Source organism: Microbacterium sp., from assembly GCF_047607465.1.
Lineage (GTDB): Bacteria > Actinomycetota > Actinomycetes > Actinomycetales > Microbacteriaceae > Microbacterium.
The window spans coordinates 14116-30016 of the sequence record NZ_JASGCY010000089.1 but is presented as its reverse complement, the minus strand read 5'-3'; the positions used below and the strand labels follow the sequence as shown (position 1 = coordinate 30016).

Genomic DNA, 15901 nt, shown 5'->3' with positions numbered 1-15901 from the left:
GAGCGCCGGGACGGGGGGCGCCGGGACGCGGCGCACCCGGACGCGGAGCGCCGGGACGCGGCGCCTGCGGGCGCGGGATGTTGCCGGGGGTCGGGCGCTGGCCCATCCCCTGCGTCGAGGCGAAGGGGTTGTTGCCTGGACGCGGACCCGCGGGACGCTGGCCCATCCCCTGCGAGGAGGAGAACGGGTTGTTGCCCGGACGCGGAGCACCCGGCTTGGGGACTGCGTCGCCGGAGGGCCTTGGCGCAGCCGGAGACGGCTTCGGGGCCTGCTCCTGAGCCGGAGCCGCGGGGGCGACGGGAGCCTCGGCGGCAGGAGCCTCGGGGGCGGGCGCCGACGGACGAGGACCGGGCTTCGGTCCGGGGGTGGGAGCAGCGGACTTGGGAGCCGCGGGCTTCGCCGCAGCGGCGCCGGAGGCCGGCTTCAGCGAGGGGTCGGCCTCGATCGCCGCGCGCAGCTTGCGCGCGACCGGCGGCTCGATGGTCGAGGAAGGGCTCTTGACGAACTCGCCGAGCTCCTTCAGCTTCGCAAGCGCGACCTTGCTGTCGACGCCGAGTTCAGCGGCGATCTCGTGTACGCGTGGTTTACCAGCCACAATTCTCCTGTCTGGGGTCGGTCTGCCCAGACAGGACAGACCATCAGTCGCGGACGGGTCTCATTTCGAGCCGTTCACTTTGTTTCCATAGCCGTTCAGCCTTTGTTTCCGAATGGATGATCTTCGATCGCCCGCGTGTCCACTGCTGTGTCCACGCGAAGCGCTCGTGCGAACGCACGACGCCGCAGCGCGGCATCCATGCATGTCTGCGTCGGATGCAGCCACGCGCCACGCCCCGGCAGGACGGCGCGCTCATCGATGATGAGGATGCCGTCTTGGGACACCACCCTGAGCAGGGAGGCGCGGGGAGCACGCGTGCGACAGCCGACGCACGTCCGTACGGGTTCCATCTTACACCTGGGTTTCACCTCGCCCTGCCGCCGGCAGGGCGAGTCCGCGGTCAGTCGAGGATGCTATCCGGCTGGATGTCGATCTTCGCGCCGGTGAGCTTGGCGGCGAGGCGGGCGTTCTGCCCCTCCTTGCCGATCGCGAGCGAGAGCTGGTAGTCGGGGACCAGCGCGCGCACCGCCTTGGTGCCGGCGTCGAGGATGAACGAGCTCGTCACCTTCGCGGGCGACAGCGCGTTCGCGACGAACGCCGCGAGCTCGGGGTTGTAGTCGATGATGTCGATCTTCTCCCCCGCCAGTTCCTCGGTCACCGCGCGGACGCGGCGGCCGAGCTCGCCGATGCAGGCGCCCTTGGCGTTGATGGCGGGGTCGTTCGCCTTGACCGCGATCTTGGTGCGGTGGCCGGCCTCACGCGCGAGCGACACGATCTCGACGAGACCGCCGGCGATCTCGGGCACCTCGAGCGCGAACAGCTTGCGGACGAGGCCCGGGTGCGTGCGCGACACCGTGATCTGCGGACCCTTCGACCCCTTGGCGACGCTGGTGACGTAGACGCGCACGCGGGAGCCGTGGACGTACTCCTCGCCGGGGACCTGCTCCTCGGGGGGAAGGATCGCCTCGACGGAGCCGAGGTCGACGTGGATCATGCGGGGGTTCGGGCCCTGCTGGATCACGCCGGCGACGATGTCGCCCTCCTTGCCCCGGAACTCCCCGAGCACGGCGTCGTCGGCGATGTCGCGCAGACGCTGGCTGATGACCTGCTTCGCGGCGAAGGCGGCGATGCGGCCGAAGTCGTCGGGGGTGGCATCCTCCTCGCCGACGACGGCGCCCTCGTCGTCCGTGACGGCCTGGAGCACCGCGACGTGCCCCGTCCGGCGATCGAGGTCGACCCGCACGCCCTCGGGGGCGGGTCCGTCTCCGGCGACGTGCTTGTGGTAGGCCGTCAGGATGGCCTGTTCGATGATCGACACGAGTTCGTCGAAGGGGATCGCCTTCTCCTTCTCGATCCCACGCAGCAGACTCATTTCGATGTCCATGACGGCCTCCCTATTCAGCTCTCACCTCGCGCAATGGTCCCGCGGGCATCCGTCCAGGATACCGGAAACGTGCGGGCGGGAGCGCCCCTGTCCGCTCCCGCCCCTCGGCCCCCTCAGCCGCGCCGCGCCCACTCCACGTCGGACAGCCGCAGCGCGGCCCGTGCGAGCACGATCAGCCCGGTGACCTCCAGCGCGCCGCCGGCCACGGCGAACCACTCCCCTCCGCCGAAGATGTTGATCAGGTGCCCGACCGTCCAGCCCATGATCAGCGCGCCCGCCCACCGCGGCACGCCGATCCGCCCGCCGCCCAGGATCACGGCGAGGCCGAGCAGGAGGGTGCCGAGGAGGTTGCCCGCGACGAACAGCAGGAAGAACGGCACGGCCAGAGCCCGCGTGGTCGAGGCGTCGAGGGCATCCGCTGCATCGATGTGCGCGGTGGCGAGGGCGAGCGTGTCGAAGTTGGTGAAGACGACGCCGAAGTAGCAGATGTATCCGGCGATCATCAGCACCACGGCCCACAGGGCGAGCCTCGGCCTGGCCGGGCGCAGCACGTGCAGCGCTGCCAGCAGGCCGGGGATCGCCAGGAGCACGCCGACCAGTGCGAACATCGTCGCCACCATCATCTCCGCCGGGAACAGGGCGTAGAAGGCATAGGCGTCGGCGGTGCTCCCGGTGTCGCTGAGCCCCGAAGAGGTCGAGGTCCAGGCGTAGATGCTGTTGCAGACGAGCTGGGCGAGGAAGGCCGTCGGCAGCGCGACAGCGCCCGTGACCCGGCGGAAGCGCGTGGTGGGCGCAGCGGCGGATGCGACGTGCGTCCTGTGCGTGGATCCGGTGACGTTCATGATGATCTCCTCCTGTCGGATGCCGGATGCCCGGCGCTGCTTCGACACTCCCGCCCTGCACGACCGCCGCCATCGGAGCGGGCGCCCGAGGCCGGTGCGTGCTGACACGGATACCGCCAGGGCCGCCACGGTCCTATGGTGCTGTCATGGAGGCGATTGCATCCGCTGACGGCGTCCGACCCCGCGTGCCGTGGACCTCGGTCACGACTGCGGCCCTGGGTGCGGCCGCGATCGCCGGCGAGGCGCTGCTGGCCGCCGCGGGCATGCTCGTCCCCGATCCGGTCGTGCTGGCGCTGACCTGGCTGGTCGGCGCCGTGGTGCTGCTCCTCGCGGCCATCATCGCCCGCCGGGTCCCCGGGCATCCGGCCGCCGTTCTGCTCGCGGCGGAGGCGTTCGTCCTGATCATCGCGAACTCGACCCCGCCCGAGAGCATCCCGGCGACGGACGGTGCCTGGATGCTCCTCTACCTGCCGCTGGCCATCCTGCTGCTGACCGTGCCAACGGGTCGCGCCGCGAGCAGGCGATGGGCCGCTGCGGGCTGGCTGCTCACCGCGGTGTGCGTGGTCTTCTTCGTGCTCTGCGCGACGCCGGCGCGGATGCCGCCCTCGGCCGCGCTGGAGGTGATGGCGCTGGCCATGATCCCGCTCTTCCTGCTGCTGCTCGTGGTGTGCGCGGCGGCTCCGGTGGTGCGCTATCGGAGGGGCTCGGACGAAGAGCGTCTCCGGCTGCGCTGGGTGATGCTGGCCGGCCTCTCCCTCCCGCTCACGCTGCTGCTGTGCTGGGCGCGCTACCTGGTGCTCGGCGGCCCTGACCTCGTTGCCATCGGCCTGGTCACGATGATGATCGCCATCCCGTCCGGGACGACCATCGCCCTCGTCCGACCCCGCTGGTTCGACCTCGACCGCGCTGCTGTCGCGACGGTGACCGCCTCCGCGCTGGCGTTCCTCGTCCTGATCGTGCTGTCGGTCGCGACCATCGCCGTCGGCGTGGCGGTGGTCGACTGGTCGCCGACCGCCGCCGTCGCCACGACGACGGCGGTGACGGTGACGGTCGTCGCGGGCTACCCGCCGCTGCGGCGGGTGCTCGAGCGGATGCTGTACCCGGAGCGGGCGCGCGCCGTGGCAGCGCTGCGCGCGCTGTCGGGGCGGGTCGATCAGGACGGCGCCGCCCCGGAGGACGTCGAGCACACGCTGCGCGACGCCCTGCGCGACCCCGGCCTGGTGCTCGGGTACCGGATGCCTGGCGCCTCCAGCATCCGCAGCCTCGCCGGCGAGGCCGTGACGATGACCGACACGGTGGCCCTCGTGCACGTGCGCGGCGAGGAGATCGGCGCGATCGTCCCCTCCCCCGCACGCGTCACGCGTGTCGGCAGCGACATCGCACGGACGGCCGCGCGCTGATGGATGCCGTGCGCTCGCGCGCCCAGCTGGCCCGCGCCAACGCCGAGGTGGAGGCGTCGCGGACGCGCATGCTGCAGGCCGGATACGAGGCGCAGCGCCGCCTGGAGCGGGACCTCCACGACGGCGCCCAGCAGCGCCTGGTGGCCGTAGGGATGCGGCTGCGCGTGCTGCAGCGCACGGCCGAGCACGACCCATCGACGGCGACGGCGCTGGACGCCGCCGTGGCCGAGCTGTCGACCGCGGTGGCGGAGTTGCGCCGGATCGCGCACGGCGTACGGCCCAGCGCGCTCGACGACGGCCTCTCGGCGGCGCTCGGGCAGTTGAGCCGCTCCGAAGACCCGGCGATCGAGTTGGACGTGCGCGCGGACGGCGTGCCAGACGACGTGGCGATGACCGCCTATTTCGTCGTGAGCGAGGCGGTCGCCAACGCACTGCGCCATTCCGCGGCCGATCGCGTCAGCGTGCGGGTGGTGGCCGATGACGGGCTGTTGAGCATCCGGGTGGCCGACGACGGCCGCGGCGGAGCGCGGATCGATGCGACCGGCGGGCTGACCGGGCTCGCCGACCGAGTCGCGGCGCAGGGCGGACGACTCGCGGTCGAGTCCGCACCGGGTCAGGGGACGCGCGTCGAGGCGGTGCTGCCGTGCGCATCGTGATCGGCGAGGACTCCGCACTGTTCCGTGAGGGGCTGGCGGCGCTGCTCGGCTCGGCCGGCCACGAGGTGGTCGGACGGGCGTCGACGACGGCGACCGTGGTGGCGCAGGTGCGCGCGCAACGTCCCGACGTCGTGGTGCTGGACATCCGGATGCCGGACGACGACGAGGGCATCGCCGCGGCCCTGGAGATCCGGGCGGAGACGCCGACGCCGGTGCTGCTGCTCTCGCAGCACATCGAGACCCGCCGCACCGTCGACCTGGTGGCGGACGGAGCGATCGGCTACCTGCTGAAGGACCGCGTGCTGGACGTCGAGGAGTTCCTCGACGCGCTGAAGCGGGTGGCGGCGGGAGGAACAGCGCTCGATCCGAACGTTGTGGCCCGTCTGCTCGGTGCGGTGCGGGCGTCCTCGCCGCTGGACCGCCTCACACCGCGCGAGCGGGAGGTGCTCGCGCTAATGGCCGAGGGGTGGTCGAACGGCTCGATCGGGGCGCGGCGATGCTCTCCCGCTGGTGCTGGTGAGCCTGAGCAGTGTCTGGCAGAGCCGGCAGGACGAGGTCTGCGGGCGGATCCTCGACGCGCTCGCCGAGTTGCCGGTGCGCGTGGTCGTCACGCGCAGCAATCCCGGCACCCCGTACGCAGGACCCGTACCGCCGAACGCCGAGGTGCGCGGCCGCACCCCGCACGCCGGCATCCTGCCGCTGGCCGCCCTCGTCATCGAGCACGGCGGGCACTCGACCACGCTGACGGCGCTGGCGCACGGCGTGCCGCTGCTGGTGCTCCCGCTGTCGCCTGGGTCGGATCAGCACCTGATCGGCCGCACGATCGCCGGCCTCGGCCTGGGCGCGACGCTGCACCACTCCGCTCCGCCGGAGCGCATCCGCAACACGGTGCGGACGATCCTGGGCGATCCGGTGATCGCCGAGAACGCCCGGCGCACCGGCATCCGCCTGCGCGGGCAGGACGGCGCGGCCGTCGCGGCCGACCGGATCGAGACGATGATCCGGCGGGCGGTCAGCTGAGGCGGGTGGTCGTCGCGGCCTGATCGACGTCAGAGCCGGCAGGAGGCAGGGCGTCGATCGCCCGGATCAGCGTGTACAGGCGCCCCACGGCGCGCTGCTCGAGGTGCAGGGTCAGTCGTGGCAGATGCACGGCATCCCCGTCTGCGCGCTCCACAGGGAGCGCCTCGGTCCGCTCGATGGCGCCCTGCGCGCAGAGGTCGCCGAAGCGGTCGTTGAGATCGGCGATCTCGGCATCCGTCGGCTCGTGCACGAGGCGCAGCACGAGCTGGTCACCCACCCAGCGCAGCGAGTCGTAATTGCGCCAGAACCCGGTGATGTCGGCGACCGCCGCCTCGACCGAGTCGGTGATCAGCACGCGGTCGAGGTCGTCGGGAGAAACGACGCCGGCGGGGATGAGGTGCTCGTCGACGAATGTCTTGAGCCCCGACCAGAAGGTGCCGCCGGGAGCATCTAGGAGCACGATCGGCATCGGCTCGGCCTTGCCGGTCTGCTGCAGGGTGAGCAGCTCGAACATCTCGTCCATCGTGCCGAACCCGCCTGGCAGGCAGATGAACCCGCGCGACTCCTTCATGAGCATGAGCTTGCGGGTGAAGAAGTACTTCATCGCCACGACGTGCGCATTCTCGGAGACGATCTGGTTCGCCTTCTCCTCGAACGGCAGCCGGATCGATACGCCGAGCGACATCCTGGATCCCGCGCCCTCGGCGGCGGCCTGCATGATGCCGGGACCCGCCCCTGTGACGACCATCCAGCCTGCGGCTGCAAGGGCTGCGGCCACATCGCGGGCGTGGGGGTAGAGCGGATCGTCCTGGCGTGTGCGTGCAGAGCCGAACACCGTCACCTTGGGGATCCCCTGGTAGGGAGCGAACAGGCGGAACGCATCGCGCATCTCGGCCAGCGCCGCCGAGGCGATCTTCAAGTCAAGACGACTCGTGCCGTCCTCTCCCAGCTTCACCGCAGTGCGCAGCATCCGCCAGACAAGTCGTCGATCTGTGTGCACTCCGGCGTCATCCAGGACTCGGTTGATCTCGGCGCTGAGAGCTGCAGGCAGCGGTTCCTCGGTCATGCCACCAGCGTGGCATGCTCCTCGGTCGAGCGCCACGAACCGTCAGGTCCGCTCACGCGCCCGGCGCACGCGATTCCACCAGAGGGAGAGGCCGAAACCGCTCGCGATGAGCGCCGCGCCGACCGCTGTGAACCAGGCGGAGATCTCGATGTCCTCCGTCGTCACGGAGATGGTCGACGGCAGATCGCCGAGCACGTCCATGAGCTGATCGGCATCCGTCGCACGGAAGTACTCGGCATCCGTCAGCTCAGCCACGGATTCGAGCGTTTCCTCGTCGATCTGCTGACCGCCGCCGCCCCCGCCTCCGCCTGGCGAGTCCTGGCCGCTCGCCGAGTCCTGGTCGAGCTGATCCGCCGTGCACACCGAGCTCGCGGCCTCGGTCGTGCCGAAGCCGATCGTATACACGCGCAGCCCGCGGGCCAGCGCCTGCTCGGCGGCCGTCACGGGATCCACGCCCTCGCTGTTCGAGCCGTCCGTGAGCACGACGATGGTCTCCGGCTGCTGAGCAGTCTCCTTGTCGTCCGATTCCTCGGATTCGGTCTCGTCGACACCCGTCGGCGCGACCTCCGGGTTGATCTCGGCGATCGCGTCGATCGACGCGAGGATGGCTGAACCGATCGCCGTTCCGCGCGAGGTGGTGAGGCCGTCGATCGCCTCAGTGAGCTCGTCGGTGTCGTCTGTCGGTGCGACGATGAGACCGGCGATGCTCGAGAAGGCGACGATGCCGACCTGCGTCCCGTCCGGGAGGGATTCGACGAACGAACTCGCGGCCTCTTGGGCGGCGACGAGCCTGTTCGGGTCGACGTCGGTCGAGCACATCGATCGGGAGACGTCGATGGCGAGGATGATCGTGGAATCGCTCGATGCGACCTCGACCGTGGCCTGTGGTCGCGCGACGCCGACGGCCGCAGTCGCGAGCCCGACGACGAGGAGAGCCGCGGGGATGCGTCGGCGCCAGCGCGACCCCGAGTTGTTCGCTGCGGCGATGAGGCCGATATTCGGCACGCGGACCGCATCCCGCTTTCTCCTCCTCCTGATCGCCCACGCGAGCAGGAGGAGAAGCGGGGCGACAAGGATGACAGCGAGCAGAAGCGGCCAGGTGAACGACATCAGACGAGCCTCCCGTGCCGCGATACCATCAGCGCGCTGCCGATCACGACGAGGAGCAAGCCCAGGCCACCGACGATGGCGGTGATCTCGATCTCCTCAGCGGCCACGGTGAGGCGCAGGTCGATGGTCGAGGCGATGTCATCGACATCCGATGCGTCCGAGAGCGCGTGGTACTCGCCCGAGGTGGTCTCGGCGATCGCCGTGAGCGCCTCCTCGTCGAGCGCCGTCGACACCTGGTAACCATCGACCTCGATCGTCGTGCCCTCGGTCGTGCCGACGCCGATCGTGTCGATGTGCACGCCGGCGGCCTGGGCGACGGCGGCGGCTGCAACAGCGTCGGGCTCCGTGGTCTCCTCCCCGTCGGAGAAGACGACGATCGTCGCGGAGCCCCAGTAGCCGAGGTCGGTCGTCCCCTCCTCCTCGTCTGAAGGAAGGGTCACCTCCTCCCCCGTGATCGCCGAGAGCGACGTCAGGATCGCCTGGCCGATGGATGTCGAGCCGCTCGTGGTGAGCCGATCGACCGCCGCGAGGGCGTCAGCGCGGTCCGCTGTCGGCTCGAGGGTCGTCAGGGCGCCCTTCGAGAAGGCGACGACGCCGATGTCCACCGTGTCAGGCTGCGCCTCGATAAACGCCGCAGCCGCCTCTGCCGCGGCCTCGAGCCGGGTGGGCGAGACATCAGTCGCCTCCATGCTCGTGGAGACATCGAAAGCGAGGATGACGGTCCCCGACGCATGCGCCGTCGGCACGACTGCCTGCGGCCTCGCCGCGGAGACGAGAAGAACGCCGATCCCCGCGGCGATGAGGAACGCGGGCAGCACGCGGATCGTCCGGCGCAGCGGCCCGCCGTTCCGGCGGATCCCCGCACGTTCCGCTGCCGCCCACCGCCGTCTTTCCAACAGCCAGACCGCAGCTCCCAGAGCGACGACGGCGATCGCCGCGACGATGAGCATGGAGGGGATGAGGAACGTCATGCCGACCTCCGCGCGCTCTGCCTCGCAACGCTGACGAGGGCGAGCGCGAGGTCGTCGTCTGCGGAGACGGTGAGGTCGGCGATGCCGGCCCGCCCGATGGCATCCCGCAGTGCGCGCTCGCTCTCCTCGCCGAGCGCGGCAAGCCGACGTCGGAACGCGGGGTCGCTCGCATCGACGAGGAGCTGCTCGCCCGTCTCTGCATCCTCGACGACCATCGTCCCCAGTTCGGGCAGGAGCGGCGATGCCGTCAACCGCACGACCGAGACGTCGTTCCGATGCGCGAGCCGGGCGAGCTGCCGTTCCCACCCCGGCCGTCCGATGAAATCGGACACGACGATGACGACGCTCCGGCGTCGGATCGTCGCCGCCGCGAGGCCGAGCATCCGTGCGATGTCGGTTTGCCGACTCCGCTCGGTTCCTTTCGCCGACCTGCGAAGGAGTCCCCGTCGCTGCGTCCGAGCATCCGGCGTCTTCTCGTGCCGCGCACCGATCTCCCGCGCGAGGCGCAGCACCTGGGCGCGTCCGGTCGACGGAGGGATCACGACCTGGCGGTCGTCATCGTAGAGAATGGCGCCGACCCTGTCACCGGAGAGTGTGAACAGCCGCGCGAGGCTGAGCGCGACATCGGTGAGAAGATCCGGTGCTTCCCGCGCGCCCGCCCGCATCGACGCCGAGCGGTCGATCACGAACCAGGCCGTGAGCTCCCTCTCCTCGAGGAAGCGCCTCACGTGCGGCTCGCCCGTTCGCGCGGTCGTGTTCCAATCGATGTGCCGCACATCGTCATCCGCCGAGTACGGGCTGATGCCGGCGAGGTCGAGACCGTCGCCCCGGAAGACCGTGCGATGCGCGCCCTGGAGGAGCCCGTCGAGGCGACGGACGACGGTCCACTCGAGTCGATGGAGCAGCTGCTCCGGGGCGGTGGTCATGCGCGGTCACCCGGCGGTGGCGAGCACAGGAACGGGGAGGGAGCGGATGACCGCTCCGACGATGGTGTCGGCCGCGACCCCGTCCGCCAGTGCCTCGTAGCTGACGACGATCCGGTGCCGAAGGACATCGGGGGCGAGCTCCAACAGGTCGTGAGGAAGCACGTAGTCGCGTCCTCGCACGTGGGCGAGCGCCCTGGCCGCGAGCACCAGGTTGATGGATGCGCGTGGACTCGCCCCGAACGTCACGTAGCGTGCGAGTTCAGGAAGGCCTACAGACCCCGGCTCGCGCGTGGCGCCGGCGAGGCGAACGGAGTACTCGACGAGGGCGGGGTCGACGTAGACGCGCCCGACCTGCTCCTGCATCCGCTTCAGTCGCTCCAGGTCGAGCACCGGAAGCGGCGGGGCGGGAGGCACGAGGGCGCGTTGGACGATCGCGTGCTCCTCCACGGCCGAGGGGTAGCCGACCACGATTTTCAGCATGAAACGGTCGACCTGCGCCTCGGGGAGGGGATATGTCCCCTCCGACTCGACCGGGTTCTGCGTTGCGAGCACAAGGAACGGGTCAGGGAGTCGGTGGGTCTCGCGTCCGATGGTGACCTGCCGTTCCTGCATCGCCTCGAGGAGGGCGCTCTGAACCTTCGCCGGTGCCCGGTTGATCTCATCCGCGAGGAGGAGATTGGTGAAAACGGGGCCGCGCTCCACCTGGAAGTCGCCCGTCCTCTGGTTGTAGACGCGCGTTCCGGTGAGATCGGCCGGCACGAGGTCCGGGGTGAACTGCACGCGGTGGAAGGTGCCGCCGACGGCCTGGGCGAGGGATTTCACCGCGAGGGTCTTCGCCAGACCAGGAACACCTTCGACGAGGACGTGGCCGCGTGCGAGGAGGGCGACGAGAAGGCGTTCGAGCAGGGCATCCTGCCCCACGATCGTCTTCTTCACCTCGTAGAGCACCTGTTCGAGCGGCGTCCCGCCAGACGGATCGATGAGTGCGCCGGTCGTGTGGTTCAGCGGATCGCTCATAGTTGCGGCCCTTCCTCGCCGCCGGATCCTCCGACGGCAGTCGTGATGGGGACGGCGAGGCCGATCCCGGAGAACACATCGTCGCCGTCCGAGCTGAGAAGGGCGACGACGATGCCGACGACGGTGCCGTCGGAACGGACGAGAGGGCCGCCCGAGCTCCCAGGGTTGACAGCGGCATCGAACTGGATGAGGCCCGAAAGCGCCGTGCCGTTCTCGCCCGTCGCGCTGCGGTCGAGGCCCGACACGACACCGGTGCTCAGGCTCCAGGAGAGGCCGAGGGGTGTGCCGATGGCGATGATGTCCTCGCCAGTTTCGAGGTCGCCCGAATCGCCGATCGTCGCGGGGAGGAGCGTTTCGGGGAGGGCGTCCGGAGTGAGCGTCGCGATATCGGTCGCGATGTCCGAAGACGCGACGGATGCGGATGCGCTCGTCCCGTCGCTGAACGTCACGGTGATCTCGGACGCGCCGTCGACGACGTGGAGTGCCGTCATGATGGCGCCCTCCGTCGTCACGATCACGCCTGAGCCGATGCCGCTCTCCGTCTCGATCACGACGACGGACGGCGTCAGAGCCGCGTACAGCTCGGAGGTGGTGGGTTCTGCGGGTTCGGAGGTCTCGGATGCGGTCGGAGTCGGGGTCGCCGCTGCCTCCGCCTCGTCGGCACCCGTACCCATGCGGTAAGCGAAGGCTGCCGTGCCGACGACGAGCACAGCGACGATGAACGCCGTCACGATGCGCCGTCGGACGCCGCGTGAGGATGCGTCTGCGGATCCGTTCCCGGAGTCCGCGCCGTCGGAAGCACTCGTCATGAGGGAACCGTAGGCGCGTCGTTGATGGATCGCCTATGTCAGCCTTGTGCCGATCCTGTCAGGCGCGCTCCTGTCACGCCCGATCCTGTGTTGCGCGTCGCGCATCAGGTGCGGTGTGTCAGGGGCGGCTCAGCCGGGCGATCGCCTCCGCGACAGCAAGAGACTCACGATCCCCGGTCGCCCGGTCCCAGAGCTCGACCTGGCCGTCGGCCGCGCCACGTCCGACGATGACGATCTTCGGCACCCCGACGAGCTCGGCGTCGCCGAACTTCACACCGGGCGACACCTTCGGGCGGTCGTCGTAGAGCACGTCGAGCCCTGCGGACTCGAGTTGCGCCGAGATGTCGGTGGCGACGTCGAAGGCGACCTGGTCGCGCCCTGCGGCGACAACCTCCACGTCGAACGGCGCGACGGATGCGGGCCAGATGAGACCCTTGTCGTCGTTGTTCAACTCCGCGATGATCGCGAGGATGCGGGTGACGCCGATGCCGTACGAGCCCATCGTGACGGTCACGAGCTTGCCGTTCTCATCGAGCACCTTGAGTCCGAGGGCCTCGGCGTACTTGCGGCCGAGCTGGAAGACATGGCCGATCTCCATGCCGCGGGCGAGCTCGACGGGGCCGGAGCCGTCGGGTGCGGGGTCGCCCGCACGGACGTTCGCGATCTCGACGACGCCGTCGGCGAAGAAGTCGCGACCGGCGACGACCGAGTGCGCGTGCTTCTGGTCGATGTTCGCCCCGGTGATCCAGCTCGTTCCCTCGCTGACGCGGGGGTCGACGAGATAGCGGATGCCGGTGGCCGACTCCTCGCCGAGCACGGCGCCGGTGGGCGACCACGGGCCGATGTAGCCCTTGACGAGCAGCGGGTTGCGCTCGAAGTCGTCCGGCGTCGCCGTCTCGACCTCGGCGGGGGCGAAGGCGACCTCGGCGCGCTTCTCGTCGACCTCGCGGTCGCCGGGGATGCCGACGACGACGAGCTCGCGGGTGCCGTCGAGGTGCTTCAGAGCGAGGACGACGTTCTTCAGGGTGTCGGCGGCGGTGTACTCGCCGTCGAGGTGCGCGTTGGCATGTGCGACGAGAGTCTCGATCGTGGGCGTGTCCGGCGAGTCGAAGATCACCGGCGCGGCATCCGCATCGAAGGGGATCGGATCAGGGACGGCCGTCGTGAACGCCTCGACGTTGGCGGCGTAGCCGCCTGCGGAGCGCACGAAGGTGTCTTCGCCGACCGGGGTCGGGTGCAGGAACTCCTCGCTGCGCGAGCCGCCCATGGCACCGGCATCCGCCTGCACGATCGCGTACTCGAGGCCGAGACGCTGGAAGATGCGCTCGTAGGCGTCGCGCTGCGCCTGGTAGCTCGCGTCGAGGCCGGCGTCGGAGGCGTCGAAGGAGTACGCGTCCTTCATCGTGAACTCGCGTCCGCGCAGCAGGCCCGCGCGGGGGCGCGCCTCGTCGCGGTACTTGTCCTGGATCTGGTAGATCGTCAGCGGCAGGTCCTTGTACGAGGAGTAGAGGTCCTTCACGAGCAGGGTGAAGGCCTCCTCGTGCGTGGGGGCGAGCAGGTAGTCGCCGCCCTTGCGGTCCTGCAGACGGAACAGCAGGTCGCCGTACTCCTCCCAGCGCCCCGTCGCCTCATATGCCTCACGCGGCATAAGAGCCGGGAAGTGCACCTCCTGCGCACCGGCGGCCGCCATCTCCTCGCGGATGACCGTCTCGATCCGCGCCTTGACGCGCAGACCAAGCGGCAGCCAGGCGAAGATGCCCGCTGCCTGCGGGCGGATGTAGCCGGCGCGGATCAGCAGCTTGTGACTGGCGACCTCGGCGCCTGCCGGGTCTTCGCGGAGCGTGCGGAGGAAGAAGTTCGAAAGACGAGTGACCACGGGACGATTCTAGTTGTCCCGTGGACACCGTCCTCGAACTCAGTTCAGGGCGGGAAGACCCGCGGGGACGACGCCGGTGCCGTACAGGTCCGCGGCGAGCTCCTGCAGTGCGGCGAGGGCGACACGCTGCGGCAGCGGCCCGTACGAGATGCGGGCGACGCCGAGGTCTTCATAGGCGGCGGCAGTGAGGGCGCCGGGGAGCCCGATGACGCTGACCTTGCGCTCGCCGATGCCGTCGACGAGCTGACGGGTGATGTACGCGTCGATGATGCCTGGCACGAACACCGCGGTCGCCCCCGCATCGAGGAACGCGCGACCGCGCTGGATCGCGTCGGAGACGCTCTCGCCGACCGGGCGCCCGCCGCCGCGGACGAACGCGTCGGTGCGTGCGTTGAGCGCGAACGGGACGCCCTCGGCCTCCGCCGCCTTCACGATCGCCTCGACCACGGCGACGGATTCCGCCAGGGGCTTCAGGCGGTCCTCGACGTTAGCGCCGACGACGCCGGCGGCAATCGCGAGGCGGGTGGTCTCCCCCGCGTCCCCGTAGCCGTCGTCGAGGTCGGCGGTCACCGGGACGGAGACGGATGCCGCGATGCGGCCGACCATGTCGATCATGACCTCACGGGGCGTCGCGCCGTCGTCGTATCCGAAGGACGCGGCGATGCCGTGGCCCGCCGTGGCGATCGCCTTCGTCTCCGGAAGGGCTGCCACCGCCTTCGCGCCGACGACGTCCCACACGTTCACCACGCGGAGGATCTCGGGAGCTTCGTAGAGGTCGATCAGGGTCTGCGCCTTCTTCGCGATGGTCATTCCTCCACGCTAGCCGCGTTTCGTGCTCCGGGCGCTGCGGCGTCTCATCCGATCGAATGTCGGTGGCCCCGAGCATGATGAAGGCATGAGGATCATCGTCGACATGAACCCCGAGCGGGTAACCGGCCTCCGCGCCGTCACCGCCATGCTCGTCGATGTCGACCAGACGATCAGCCAGCTCCTCGCCGTGAAAGAGGGGCTGCTCGCGCTGGGGTCTCGACTGTCGATCGAGATCGGCGAAGACACGATCGCGGCGTCCGAGCCGATTCTCACCGGATCCGCCGCAGCGGACGCCGTCGAACTCGCCGGTCGCGCGGTCGCCGGCGAACTCGCCGCCGCCGTCCGCGTCAGCGATCGCACGCTCGAGCGCCGCATGGGCGAGGCCGACACCAAGGTCGCGATGTTCCCGGCGGTGTGGCGCGCGCAGGGCTGTGGTGCGATCACCGCGGGGCAGGCGGCGGCGATCGTCGACGCCGGATTCCACATCGACGACCCCGAGGCGCGCGATGCTTACTCCCAGGAGCTCATCGACGGGGCTCAGTCCACCGGCCTCGCTCCCGCTCGATTGCGTCGCATCGCCGCGCGCACCGCCGAGAGGTTCCAACGGCGCTCGATCGAAGACCGTCAACGCTCCGCACGCGCCCGCCACAGCGTGCGCGTGCGCGATCGGGCCGATGGCGATGCGGCCCTCGAGATCACCGGGCCCGCCGCGCTCATCCACGGCGCCCACGACCGCCTCACCGCACTCGCCGTCACGATCCACGCCAATGCCGCGACACGCGCGGAGACCTGCGACACCCGCTCGCTCGATCAGATCCGCTGCGACCTCGCGCTCGATCTGCTGCTCACCGGAACCGCCGCCGGTCATGATGCCGAAGGCCTGCTGACCGGCATCCGCGGATCGATCTCGGTGACCGTTCCGGTCACGACGCTGATGGGCGTCACCGATATGCCGGCCGAGCTGAACGGACGCGTCCCGATCGACGCCGCGACGGCACGCCGGCTGGCCGCAGCGGCGCCCGGCTGGGATCGCATCCTCACCCATCCGATCACCGGAGCACTCCTCGCGGTCGACCGCTACCGCCCCACTGCGGAGATGAAGCGGTGGCTCAGGGCGCGCGACCGGCGCTGCCGTTTCCCGGGCTGCGGCTACGCCGCCGTCGACTGCGACATCGATCACACGCGTGACGCCGCCCACGGCGGCCCCACCGAGACCGAGAACCTCGCTCATCTGTGCCGAAGACACCACGTCGCGAAGCATCAGACGCCGTGGCGGGTGACGAGGTCCGGTGCTGGCGCGTTCACCTGGACGAGCCCGACCGGCAGGACCTACTCCGACCGACCTCCATCGCAGAACACGGTGACGTTCTCGGGCGCTGCTCCCCCGTTCTGAACAGCCGTGGGCGGCATAGGGTGGGG

At 70.3% G+C, this 15901-nt stretch carries 16 protein-coding genes and 1 pseudogene; 5 read left to right on the top strand and 12 right to left on the bottom strand.

Annotation, left to right across the window (positions count from 1 at the left end):
• The 4 genes from QM568_RS12945 to QM568_RS12930 all read right to left on the bottom strand — a co-directional run.
• Positions 1 to 595, bottom strand: a 595-nt coding sequence (locus QM568_RS12945) for a translation initiation factor IF-2 N-terminal domain-containing protein (RefSeq protein ID WP_415139492.1), incomplete at its 3' end; no start/stop codon positions are given.
• Positions 596 to 690: 95 nt separating this feature from the next.
• Complete coding sequence (locus QM568_RS12940; RefSeq protein ID WP_415139490.1) at positions 691 to 945, bottom strand: YlxR family protein; 255 nt, start codon at positions 943 to 945, stop codon at positions 691 to 693.
• Between the two features lie 50 nt (positions 946 to 995).
• Positions 996 to 1979, bottom strand: coding sequence for a transcription termination factor NusA (gene nusA / locus QM568_RS12935; RefSeq protein ID WP_415139488.1), 984 nt, complete (start codon positions 1977 to 1979; stop codon positions 996 to 998).
• 113 nt (positions 1980 to 2092) lie between these two features.
• On the bottom strand, positions 2093 to 2821 hold the full coding sequence (locus QM568_RS12930; RefSeq protein WP_415139486.1) for a hypothetical protein: 729 nt from the start codon (positions 2819 to 2821) through the stop codon (positions 2093 to 2095).
• A 146-nt stretch (positions 2822 to 2967) separates the two neighbouring features.
• Between QM568_RS12930 and QM568_RS12925 the strand changes: the two genes are divergently transcribed.
• From QM568_RS12925 to QM568_RS12910, 4 genes and pseudogenes are all read left to right on the top strand, one after another.
• Positions 2968 to 4221, top strand: a complete 1254-nt coding sequence (locus QM568_RS12925) for a hypothetical protein (RefSeq protein WP_415139484.1) — start codon at positions 2968 to 2970, stop codon at positions 4219 to 4221.
• Positions 4221 to 4877, top strand: coding sequence for a sensor histidine kinase (locus QM568_RS12920; RefSeq protein WP_415139482.1), 657 nt, complete (start codon positions 4221 to 4223; stop codon positions 4875 to 4877). Before QM568_RS12925 ends, QM568_RS12920 begins: the two co-directional genes overlap by 1 nt.
• A pseudogene (locus tag QM568_RS12915) lies at positions 4865 to 5113 on the top strand (response regulator transcription factor); the annotation flags it as partial. The gene QM568_RS12920 and the pseudogene QM568_RS12915, both read left to right, overlap by 13 nt.
• Before the next feature lie 280 nt (positions 5114 to 5393).
• The gene (locus QM568_RS12910; RefSeq protein WP_415139480.1) at positions 5394 to 5897 is read left to right on the top strand and encodes a glycosyltransferase; all 504 of its coding nucleotides are present in this window, start codon (positions 5394 to 5396) and stop codon (positions 5895 to 5897) included.
• Here the strand turns inward: QM568_RS12910 and QM568_RS12905 are convergent.
• The 8 genes from QM568_RS12905 to QM568_RS12870 all read right to left on the bottom strand — a co-directional run bounded on the left by QM568_RS12905 (position 5890) and on the right by QM568_RS12870 (position 14482).
• Positions 5890 to 6963 carry a TIGR00730 family Rossman fold protein gene (locus QM568_RS12905; RefSeq protein WP_415139478.1) on the bottom strand — a complete coding sequence of 358 codons (1074 nt, stop codon included), beginning with the start codon at positions 6961 to 6963 and terminating at the stop codon, positions 5890 to 5892. The genes QM568_RS12910 and QM568_RS12905 overlap by 8 nt on opposite strands.
• A gap of 42 nt (positions 6964 to 7005) precedes the next feature.
• Positions 7006 to 8073: a VWA domain-containing protein gene (locus tag QM568_RS12900; RefSeq protein ID WP_415139476.1), complete on the bottom strand. Its 1068-nt coding sequence runs from the start codon at positions 8071 to 8073 to the stop codon at positions 7006 to 7008.
• On the bottom strand, positions 8073 to 9044 hold the full coding sequence (locus tag QM568_RS12895) for a VWA domain-containing protein (protein ID WP_415139474.1): 972 nt from the start codon (positions 9042 to 9044) through the stop codon (positions 8073 to 8075). The genes QM568_RS12900 and QM568_RS12895 overlap by 1 nt, the downstream gene beginning before the upstream one ends.
• Positions 9041 to 9970 (bottom strand): DUF58 domain-containing protein, encoded by a 930-nt coding sequence (locus QM568_RS12890; protein WP_415139472.1) that lies wholly within the window; start codon positions 9968 to 9970, stop codon positions 9041 to 9043. Before QM568_RS12890 ends, QM568_RS12895 begins: the two co-directional genes overlap by 4 nt.
• Before the next feature lie 6 nt (positions 9971 to 9976).
• Positions 9977 to 10987: an AAA family ATPase gene (locus tag QM568_RS12885; RefSeq protein ID WP_415139470.1), complete on the bottom strand. Its 1011-nt coding sequence runs from the start codon at positions 10985 to 10987 to the stop codon at positions 9977 to 9979.
• Positions 10984 to 11796 carry a S1C family serine protease gene (locus QM568_RS12880; RefSeq protein WP_415139468.1) on the bottom strand — a complete coding sequence of 271 codons (813 nt, stop codon included), beginning with the start codon at positions 11794 to 11796 and terminating at the stop codon, positions 10984 to 10986. Before QM568_RS12880 ends, QM568_RS12885 begins: the two co-directional genes overlap by 4 nt.
• 118 nt (positions 11797 to 11914) lie before the next feature.
• Positions 11915 to 13672: a proline--tRNA ligase gene (locus QM568_RS12875; protein ID WP_415139466.1), complete on the bottom strand. Its 1758-nt coding sequence runs from the start codon at positions 13670 to 13672 to the stop codon at positions 11915 to 11917.
• Positions 13673 to 13711: 39 nt separating this feature from the next.
• Complete coding sequence (locus QM568_RS12870) at positions 13712 to 14482, bottom strand: isocitrate lyase/PEP mutase family protein (RefSeq protein ID WP_415139464.1); 771 nt, start codon at positions 14480 to 14482, stop codon at positions 13712 to 13714.
• Between the two features lie 85 nt (positions 14483 to 14567).
• Here QM568_RS12870 and QM568_RS12865 point away from each other — a divergent pair, with 85 nt between their 5' ends.
• Positions 14568 to 15875: a DUF222 domain-containing protein gene (locus QM568_RS12865; protein WP_415139462.1), complete on the top strand. Its 1308-nt coding sequence runs from the start codon at positions 14568 to 14570 to the stop codon at positions 15873 to 15875.
• Positions 15876 to 15901 lie beyond the last annotated feature (26 nt).

Excerpts from the sequence above, each read along its gene's own strand:
- QM568_RS12905 (WP_415139478.1), bottom strand. The coding sequence starts at position 6,963 with ATGACCGAGGAACCGCTGCCTGCAGCTCTCAGCGCCGAGATCAACCGA.
- QM568_RS12940 (WP_415139490.1), bottom strand. The coding sequence starts at position 945 with ATGGAACCCGTACGGACGTGCGTCGGCTGTCGCACGCGTGCTCCCCGC.
- QM568_RS12925 (WP_415139484.1), top strand. The coding sequence starts at position 2,968 with ATGGAGGCGATTGCATCCGCTGACGGCGTCCGACCCCGCGTGCCGTGG.
- QM568_RS12880 (WP_415139468.1), bottom strand. The coding sequence starts at position 11,796 with ATGACGAGTGCTTCCGACGGCGCGGACTCCGGGAACGGATCCGCAGAC.
- QM568_RS12930 (WP_415139486.1), bottom strand. The coding sequence starts at position 2,821 with ATGAACGTCACCGGATCCACGCACAGGACGCACGTCGCATCCGCCGCT.
- QM568_RS12870 (WP_415139464.1), bottom strand. The coding sequence starts at position 14,482 with ATGACCATCGCGAAGAAGGCGCAGACCCTGATCGACCTCTACGAAGCT.
- QM568_RS12920 (WP_415139482.1), top strand. The coding sequence starts at position 4,221 with ATGGATGCCGTGCGCTCGCGCGCCCAGCTGGCCCGCGCCAACGCCGAG.
- QM568_RS12900 (WP_415139476.1), bottom strand. The coding sequence starts at position 8,073 with ATGTCGTTCACCTGGCCGCTTCTGCTCGCTGTCATCCTTGTCGCCCCG.
- QM568_RS12885 (WP_415139470.1), bottom strand. The coding sequence starts at position 10,987 with ATGAGCGATCCGCTGAACCACACGACCGGCGCACTCATCGATCCGTCT.
- QM568_RS12865 (WP_415139462.1), top strand. The coding sequence starts at position 14,568 with ATGAGGATCATCGTCGACATGAACCCCGAGCGGGTAACCGGCCTCCGC.
- QM568_RS12895 (WP_415139474.1), bottom strand. The coding sequence starts at position 9,044 with ATGACGTTCCTCATCCCCTCCATGCTCATCGTCGCGGCGATCGCCGTC.
- QM568_RS12890 (WP_415139472.1), bottom strand. The coding sequence starts at position 9,970 with ATGACCACCGCCCCGGAGCAGCTGCTCCATCGACTCGAGTGGACCGTC.
- nusA (WP_415139488.1), bottom strand. The coding sequence starts at position 1,979 with ATGGACATCGAAATGAGTCTGCTGCGTGGGATCGAGAAGGAGAAGGCG.